An 8,249-nucleotide genomic window follows, 5' to 3' on the forward strand; every position below is an offset into this window, starting at 1 on the left:
ATAATTATTAACACAATAAAAAAAGCAATATAATTTTATTTAGTAAAGTACGTTATTAAAATAAATTTCCCCATTCTCATTATGAAATCAGCAGTTCTAATTTTTGTTTTAATTATTAGTGTTAATATAAATGCACAAGATCCAGGAAATGCAGCAAAGCATATTGGCGCCGGAGTTGTCATTGGTGTAGCAGGTGGTTATGCAGCTGACAAAATATCTAATGGTCAAAAAGGTTGGAAATGGGCTGGTGCTGTTGGTAGTAGTTTGTTAGCAGGTCTTGCCAAAGAAGGTATATATGATCAATCAAAAGGCTATGAATGGGAAACAAGAGATGTTCTTTATACAACTTTAGGTGGTGTTTTAGCTGGTATGGCATTAGATGTATTGACAAGTAATACAAGAAGAAGAAACGGTGGTGGCAAAAGCTGTGGTTGTTTAGTTGCTCAATTAGATAACCAATATCAATTTCAATTGCCTTCGTTCGTTGAAAATGGAACTGGCGATATTACTTCAGAATTACAAGCAGCTTATCTTCTTCGATAAATTACAGAAGTCCTTTTGCTTTTATTTCTAAATACTTATTAATAGTATTAATAGTCAAATCTTCTGGTTTGGTTAAAATAGACTGTATACCATACTTTCTAAGTTCGTTGACTACCAATTGTTTCTCATAGATAAATTTCTCTGCAATAGCCTGCTCGTAAATCTCAAGAGTACTGTTGGGTTTTTCTTTCGCGTAAGCTATAAGCTCTGTATTTTCAAAGAAAATGACTACCAATAAATGTTGTTTAGCTATCGCTTGCAAATAGGGTAATTGGCGATGTAATGCGTCTAAAGTTTCAAAATTTGTATACAGTAGTAGTAGACTTCGTTGTGGTAAATTTCTTTTTATATCAATATAAAGTCTACTAAAATCACTCTCAACAAAATTAGTATTCAGGTTATAAAGTGTTTCAAGAATAAGGTTCATTTGAGAACTTCTGCGTTCTGCAACTACCCTGTTTTCTATTTTGTTACTAAAAGCGAACATACCCGCTTTATCATTTTTTTTAAGGGCAATACTGCTTATGATTAATGTTGCGTTAATGGCGTAATCTAGTAAGCTAAGTGAGTTAAATGGCATTTTCATTACCCTGCCTTTATCGACAATAGAATAAATAGGTTGTGATTTTTCATCTTGAAATTGGTTGACCATCAACTGACCTCTTTTAGCCGTCGCCTTCCAATTTATATTACGAATATCATCGCCCTGTATGTAATCTTTAATTTGCTCAAACTCCATCGTATGACCAATACGGCGAATTTTTTTAATTCCGAATTCAAGTAGGCGATTACTAAATGCTAAAAGCTCATATTTGCGAAGTTGTAAAAATGACGGATACACAGGTACCTCCTTATCTTGGTCATATGTATATTTTTTAGCTAGAAAGCCAATAGGGGAAGTAGCGAATACATTTAAATTCCCGAAACTATATACTCCACGTTCAACAGGTCTTACATTATACGTGTAAAATTTTTGTTCTCCAGATTTTAATACACTCCTAAAATTAAAGTCCCGTTTCTGAAATTGAAAAGGAAGCTCGTCTATAATGTTTACTCGGCTTGAAAATAAGTATTGATTAGTAACTTGTATTTTGATATTGTTTTCATCGCCATTAGAAAATTTATCAGGTACAATTCTGTTGGCAACTATGTTTCCTTTTGATAAAAACAGAAGAATAATGTCTACGATTATTAACGCTAAAAATAGATAGAACAGAAGTTTGGCAATAAATGAGATATTCTCAAAAATATAGGAAACTAAAAAGCATAAGATGATGCCTGTTAATACCAGGAAGAATCTTTTTTGAAGAAATATATTTTTGAATACCTTTTTCACAACTGTTTATCTAGGAATTTCGATGGTTTGAATAAGATCACTTATCATTTTCTCTGAGGTGTAGCCTTCCATTTCTCGTTCGGGCGTTAATATAATTCTATGACCTAAAATAGGACCCACCACCTTCTTTATGTCATCAGGAGTAATAAAATCCCTGCCGTTAATAGCAGCAACAGCTTTAGAGGCATCTAAAATTGCAATAGAAGCTCTTGGTGATGCACCTAAATATAAATTGGCATTACTTCTAGTATTGTTTACGATAGCGGCAATGTATTTCAATAAATTATCTTCGACGATAATATCTTTTATCACCAATTGATAAGCTGCAATCTGTTCGGCAGAAAGAACAGAATCTATCAAGGCTTCTACATTAGTATTTTTCTGTTGATGCTTGTTTTCTAAAATCTGTATTTCTTCTTCTAAAGTAGGGTAGTGTACATTTATTTTAAAAAGAAAACGGTCTAATTGAGCTTCTGGCAATCGATATGTACCTTCTTGTTCAATTGGGTTTTGAGTGGCAAAAACCAAAAACGGGGGCTGCATTTCAAATTCATTTCCATCAATGGTTATTTGTCGTTCTGCCATAGCTTCAAAAAGAGCAGCTTGGGTTTTTGCAGGTGCACGGTTTATCTCATCAATCAAAATAATATTTGAGAATATAGGTCCCTTCTTGAATTCGAATTCTGAAGTCTTTACGTTGAATATAGAGGTACCCAAGATATCGCTAGGCATTAGATCTGGCGTAAATTGAATTCTGCTGAAATCTACGTTCATTGTTTTTGCCAAGAGTTTTGCCGTAACGGTTTTGGCTACACCTGGTACACCTTCAATAAGGGAGTGACCGTTCGCTAAAATAGAAACTATCAATAATTCGATCATTTCTTGCTGACCGATAATTACTTTTCCTAATTCAGCTTTTACTTTGGAAACAGACTCTTGTAATTTGGTAAGGTCTATGCGCGAATTAAATTCTACGTTATTTTCATCTTGTGTATTATCTTCCATAAGATTGTTTAAATGTATTTATTTTCTGAACCAAGGCTAATGAGTCTTGTTCTGTATGTATAGGTTTATTTTTTAGACTAAGTATGAGCTCTATTAGAGTTTTTGTTTCTTCTCTAGATTTTCCGGCTTTAGTACTTAATTTAGCAATAAAGTTCTCATCTAAAACAGTGGTGTTTACATAATATCTATTTCTAACGTAGGTTAAAAAATAGGTAATTTTTTTATGGTTCAAATTAGCATAATCTCTATTTTGATAATATAGTGATCCAACAGTTTTTGCAAATGCTACAGAAGAGTTTTCTAAAGGTTTTATGATGGGGATAATTCGTTGTTCTCTTTTGGCTTTAAAAATTACAAAAAGTAGTAAACCCACAACCAGTAAGTAGTAGCTCCATTTTAATGCGGGTTGATTTAATATGAAACGCATAGGTGAGGTGATAACTTTTCTGCCAGATTTTTTATAATCATCCCAATATAAAAGATGATCATTTAAATACGAAAAACTCTGTGTGCTGTAGTCCCTATTATCACCCAATATGTAATAGTTGGTATATGCGACGGGCAAGGTATTAATAATGAAATTTCCCTCACCAAAAGATGTTTTTATAAAATTGGGTCTCACTTTAATTTCATTCTTATTATTCTCTAAAAATGAAGAAGTTTTGAATTTTATGTGTCCCAGTATTTCTGTGTTTGCAGTATCAACACTAATGAAATATGAAGGATTTACTCCTCTTTCAAAGTAGAAATGTTCTTGTTTAAAATTTTGATTGGAGAAAGAAGCTCTGACCGAGTCTTCTTGTATATCATATTGCTGTGTAATTTCAATATTTAAAGTATCGGCTAATTGCCCTGTAAGATTGCTACTGGCTATAAAAACTTGATTGCCATTGGCTACATATTTTAAAACTTGATTTGTTTCTTGTTCATCTAAATAGATAAAATCATTGATCATTAAATAATTCGAAGCTATCGTAGAATCTCGCTCTATAAGCAAATCGTAAATACTCTTTTCAACAGATTCAATTTCGCTGTTCGGAAATATTGAAGGCAGTTCATTATAAAGAACAAAACAACCAAACGGAATTTTAGATACAGAAGTAAACGAAGGTCTCCAATTTATGGGTCTCGGGCGTACTATTTCAGTTACGATGATACCAATTAGCACCGCAATTATAAGCCCAAGTATTATTTTAGAACGCTTGCCCAAATTATGATTGAATTTGTTTGTTGATCGATTCGAAATCTAAAACCGATTTTGTGTATTTAAGGTCATCTATAGTCTGCTCGCCATACCAGATATAATCATATAGGTAGGTTATTTTCTTAAATCCTTTTTTTATTTCTGTTTGCTCAATTTCATTGAAATAGTCTGAATTTGTTTTATCGAACTGCCATTCTATAATATCGCTTTTAGATAGCTTTTGTAGTGTGAGCAGAAACTGGTAACGTATGGCAAGTCTATAATCTTTTTGTTCTAAAGCAATACTGAGAAGATTGTTGATGTCAATACCTTCTATATGCTCTTCTGTTAAGTTGATATCGTTGATGACTTTCGCTTTTTTCTGAAAAAGCGAATTGAAATTTTCATTGATAAGAAATTTAACGATGAGATATATCGCTAAAATTACCAGCAAAAAGTAAATAATATATTCAATGATTTTTAATAACTGTGGCGATATACTAATACCAAAGATATTTCCCAGTCCTCGACCGACCCAATTGATAAATCTAGCCAGTAGGTTTTGAGATTCACCTGTTTTAAAGGTATAGTTAAACTCATCGCCCGAATATTTTTTAGAAAGATCATCGTCAATAGTTCTTAAAATCAATACAGACGAAGAATCAATTTTTATGATACTATCGTTCGTGCCCTGTGCAAATGAGCATAGCGCTAATAACTGAAAGAATATGAGGAGAAAAATATGCTTCAACTTATTCGTTTTGACCTATTTGTTCAATAGTAGCCCTGGTATTTTCGTTGTATGTTTTTTCATGTAATGCATAATATAATACTCCATTTACGAATTGGGTAAGACATTGACCGTACACTGCAATAATTAATACGATACACGTCCCTAAAGTATACACTATGGTAGAAACGATAGAGTGGGAGTAGTCTACATTATTTTCTACTACATGAAAGGTATAAACACCGATAATAATACCAGGTACAATTAGGGCAATTATCAGCAACATTCCTAGTAAAAGACCCATTATAAAGTTGACACCTACAGATTTCCAGAAGTTAGTAGTTACTAATTTCCAACCTTCGCCTAATGCTTCGGTAACACCTTTTTTGTTTTCAAGCATATCAAAGAATGAAACACCTACCCAAGCGGTTAAAAAGAATTGTACAATGTATTGTGCAAAAATTCCTAAAATGGGTATAATGGCTAAAATAATCGCGGCAATAATAAAAACAAAATATATCGGTATCAGTAATAATACGAATACAAAGATATTTCCGAATTGGCTTTTTGCAAGTTCCCAAACTTCTTTTTTCTCTACGGTATTATCTCTTGTTTCTACATATTTAATCAAGTAACTCGTAGATAGCGAATAGTTTAAGAAGGCAATACCCAAGAAAATAATAACGAATAAAAATCCGCCAATACCTAAATAAATATAATAATCTTGCTCAAATTCATTACCTCCGCCAAAAGAATTATAGCCAGATTCTTGAGCAATCATACCCATAAATCCAGATACCAATAAATAGCTAGTGATTAAAAGTCCTATTAAAAAAACACCATTATAACTGATAAATACATTGGTAAAGTTTTTAATATTCTGTTTAAAAAAGTCGAAATAAACGGATACTATTCCGCCAAAATCACGGTTTACCCGTAACGGTATGTAATTGTCTTTCATGTTGGTTATTAAGTATGATCGGGTATGCGATGTAATAAAACATAATTAAGAATAAAGAAGCGCCAATAATTAAAAAAGCCAGCCAATTGGGCATACCGGTATATCGTGTAATAAAACCTTCAATAAAACCGGCGATAATAAAAAACGGAATCGTACTGACCACAACTTTTAGTCCGTCTTTAGCGCCTTTCATAAAAGATACCCGCCTAGAATATGTTTTTGGAAATAGTATGCTGTTGCCCATAATCAAACCAGCACAGCCGGCAATGATAATTACTGAAATTTCTATGGTACCATGTAACCATATTTGCTTATTTGTCTCAAAGAAAACTCCTTTCGTATAAAAGAAAGTTATGAATGCGCCAAGCATAACGCCATTACTAAAAAGAATATAACCAGTGCCGATACTGGTAATTACACCAAATGCAAAGGCAAGAAATGCAACTCTAATATTATTAATGGTAATGCCTAAAAATGAGCCAATTTCACTGCCACCTTTATAGATAGCTGCAGGATCACCGTTGGCAATATTATTAAGAGTTTCATTGACATAAGCGTCACCTAAAATTAAGCGAACAAAGGTAGCATCGTTTAATGCAGATAATGAGCCAATGGCAGATGCTATACTAAATATTAAAAATGCAATGCCAAGTGTTGTATGATATTGTTTGAAAAAAAGGGGGAATTCGGTTGCCCAAAAGCTAAGAATTCGGTTTTTACTTTCCTTTTTATTCTTGTAAATTTTTTGGTGTGCCTGTGAAGCTAATTCGTTTAAATACAATAAAGTCTTACTTTCTGCGTAATACGTTTGCGCATAGGCTAAATCATTAGTTAATTGAATATAGCCATTGGCAAGCTCATCTGGGTTTGAAGTAGCACCAAGGTTCATAGCATTTTCAAATGCTATCCATTTTTCCTTATTTTGCTTCACAAAAGCAGCTTCGCGCATAAACTAATTTTACCTTGTTAAATTTAAGACTTAATGAATAACCTTCAAATCAATACAACGCAAAATGTGAACCTTAATTATACTATTGTTGGTATTGGTGAACGAATTGTGGCATTTTTTATAGATGCATTTATCTTGTATCTCTATTATATTCTAGTCGATTTAATAGGCGATGCCATTGGTTATATTTATAATGACGGATGGACGCAGAGAGGCATCGTAGGCTTAATATCTTTACCTGCAATGTTTTACAGTTTATTAATGCATATCATTTTCAATGGTAGAACTGTAGGTAAAATGATTATGAAAATGAGGGTAGTATCGGTTGATGGTTCACCGGTAAATTGGAGTAATTATTTGATTCGTTGGATGCTTCGTTTGGTAGATATCTGGATCTTTGTTGGGTCTATAGGCATTCTCACTATTCTTTTCTCTGAAAAAAGGCAGCGTTTAGGTGATGCAGCTGCGGGTACAGTAGTAATCAGTACAAAAAACAAGACTAAAGTTTCGCATACCATTTTAGAAGACGTGGAAGATACGTATGTGCCAAAATTTGTGAATGTTACCATACTGACCGATAAAGATGTTAGACTTATAAAGGAAACCTTTAGTATAGCTCAAAAAAGCAATGATTTTAAAACGATGAAAGCGCTTAGAGAAAAAGTTGATAGTATATTGCAGACCAATTCAGATTTGTATGATAAGCAGTATTTAGATACTGTATTAAAAGATTATAACTACTTCACCCAAAAGCTCTAACAATGTTTTATTTTGTCATTGATATTTTAGGAACCATTGCATTTGCCATATCAGGTGTTTTGGTGGCGATGGATAAAAGACTAGATGCTTTCGGAGTGCTTATTATTGCATTCGTAACAGCCGTTGGTGGCGGAACTCTTAGAGATCTATTAATCGGAATTCGACCCGTAGGATGGTTGAATGCACCAATGCATCTGCTCATTATTGTAATTACCGTTCTACTGGCAATCATTTTTGTAAAGCAGTTGAAGTACGTTAGAAAATCACTCTTTTTATTTGACACTATTGGTATCGGTCTATATACCATGGTAGGTATAGAAAAAGGTTTAGCGGCAGATTTATCACCTGTCATGTGTATCGCCTTAGGCACCATTACAGCCAGTTTTGGGGGAGTAATTCGAGATATTTTATGCAATGAAATTCCCGTAATATTCAGAAAAGAAATTTATGCAACGGTTTGCATTTTAGGAGGCTTGGTGTATTTTCTTTTAATACAAATTCCGATACAAAATACCATAGCCTATTCTTTAGCAATTCTAACTATAATAATCATGCGAGTTCTAGCGGTACGTTTCAAAATATCGCTGCCAAATATTTATCGCGAAAAAATATAGTTTTTTTAGAGTATTTGGCGAAGCTAAATAATTGAATTTTAGCCAAAAGCCAAAAGCCAAAAGCCAAAAGCCAAAAGCCAAAAGCCAAAAGCCAAAAGCCAAAAGCCAAAAGCCAAAAGCCAAAAGCCAAAAGCCAAAAGCCAAAAGCCAAAAGCCAAAAGCCAAAAGC

General features: G+C 33.3%; 9 protein-coding genes. 3 read left to right on the plus strand and 6 right to left on the minus strand.

The genetic code is table 11. The features are described 5' to 3' along the window. The first annotated feature begins 81 nt into the window (after positions 1-81). Entirely contained in the window at positions 82-543 is a 462-nt protein-coding gene (locus CLV90_RS18625) for a hypothetical protein (protein ID WP_133689020.1), read from the plus strand. A 1-nt stretch (position 544) separates the two neighbouring features. Here CLV90_RS18625 and CLV90_RS18630 read toward each other — a convergent pair whose 3' ends face one another. The 6 genes from CLV90_RS18630 to CLV90_RS18655 are packed head-to-tail and all read right to left on the minus strand — an operon-like array spanning position 545 to position 6,707. Beyond that, positions 545-1,879 carry a DUF58 domain-containing protein gene (locus CLV90_RS18630; RefSeq protein WP_133689021.1) on the minus strand — a complete coding sequence of 445 codons (1,335 nt, stop codon included), beginning with the start codon at positions 1,877-1,879 and terminating at the stop codon, positions 545-547. A gap of 6 nt (positions 1,880-1,885) precedes the next feature. Next, positions 1,886-2,884 (minus strand): AAA family ATPase, encoded by a 999-nt coding sequence (locus CLV90_RS18635; RefSeq protein ID WP_133689022.1) that lies wholly within the window; start codon positions 2,882-2,884, stop codon positions 1,886-1,888. Beyond that, positions 2,874-4,094 (minus strand): DUF4350 domain-containing protein, encoded by a 1,221-nt coding sequence (locus tag CLV90_RS18640; RefSeq protein ID WP_166638614.1) that lies wholly within the window; start codon positions 4,092-4,094, stop codon positions 2,874-2,876. Before CLV90_RS18640 ends, CLV90_RS18635 begins: the two co-directional genes overlap by 11 nt. A gap of 1 nt (position 4,095) precedes the next feature. Next, on the minus strand, positions 4,096-4,818 hold the full coding sequence (locus CLV90_RS18645) for a hypothetical protein (RefSeq protein WP_133689024.1): 723 nt from the start codon (positions 4,816-4,818) through the stop codon (positions 4,096-4,098). Position 4,819: 1 nt separating this feature from the next. Beyond that, entirely contained in the window at positions 4,820-5,758 is a 939-nt protein-coding gene (locus tag CLV90_RS18650) for a hypothetical protein (RefSeq protein ID WP_133689025.1), read from the minus strand. Next, positions 5,721-6,707 carry a stage II sporulation protein M gene (locus CLV90_RS18655; protein ID WP_133689026.1) on the minus strand — a complete coding sequence of 329 codons (987 nt, stop codon included), beginning with the start codon at positions 6,705-6,707 and terminating at the stop codon, positions 5,721-5,723. Before CLV90_RS18655 ends, CLV90_RS18650 begins: the two co-directional genes overlap by 38 nt. A 33-nt stretch (positions 6,708-6,740) precedes the next feature. On the opposite strand from CLV90_RS18655, the gene CLV90_RS18660 reads away from it, so the two are divergent. Together CLV90_RS18660 and CLV90_RS18665 are read left to right on the plus strand one after the other, a co-directional pair. Then, on the plus strand, positions 6,741-7,466 hold the full coding sequence (locus CLV90_RS18660) for an RDD family protein (protein ID WP_133689027.1): 726 nt from the start codon (positions 6,741-6,743) through the stop codon (positions 7,464-7,466). A gap of 2 nt (positions 7,467-7,468) precedes the next feature. Then, positions 7,469-8,080, plus strand: coding sequence for a trimeric intracellular cation channel family protein (locus CLV90_RS18665; RefSeq protein WP_133689028.1), 612 nt, complete (start codon positions 7,469-7,471; stop codon positions 8,078-8,080). The last annotated feature ends 169 nt before the right edge of the window (positions 8,081-8,249 follow it).

The organism is Maribacter spongiicola (assembly GCF_004364165.1).
GTDB lineage: Bacteria > Bacteroidota > Bacteroidia > Flavobacteriales > Flavobacteriaceae > Maribacter > Maribacter spongiicola.

What these genes read in the sequence shown, in the direction of transcription:
- CLV90_RS18625 (WP_133689020.1), top strand. Translation starts at nt 82, where the DNA reads ATGAAATCAGCAGTTCTAATTTTTGTTTTAATTATTAGTGTTAATATA.
- CLV90_RS18635 (WP_133689022.1), bottom strand. Translation starts at nt 2,884, where the DNA reads ATGGAAGATAATACACAAGATGAAAATAACGTAGAATTTAATTCGCGC.
- CLV90_RS18650 (WP_133689025.1), bottom strand. Translation starts at nt 5,758, where the DNA reads ATGAAAGACAATTACATACCGTTACGGGTAAACCGTGATTTTGGCGGA.
- CLV90_RS18655 (WP_133689026.1), bottom strand. Translation starts at nt 6,707, where the DNA reads ATGCGCGAAGCTGCTTTTGTGAAGCAAAATAAGGAAAAATGGATAGCA.
- CLV90_RS18660 (WP_133689027.1), top strand. Translation starts at nt 6,741, where the DNA reads ATGAATAACCTTCAAATCAATACAACGCAAAATGTGAACCTTAATTAT.
- CLV90_RS18665 (WP_133689028.1), top strand. Translation starts at nt 7,469, where the DNA reads ATGTTTTATTTTGTCATTGATATTTTAGGAACCATTGCATTTGCCATA.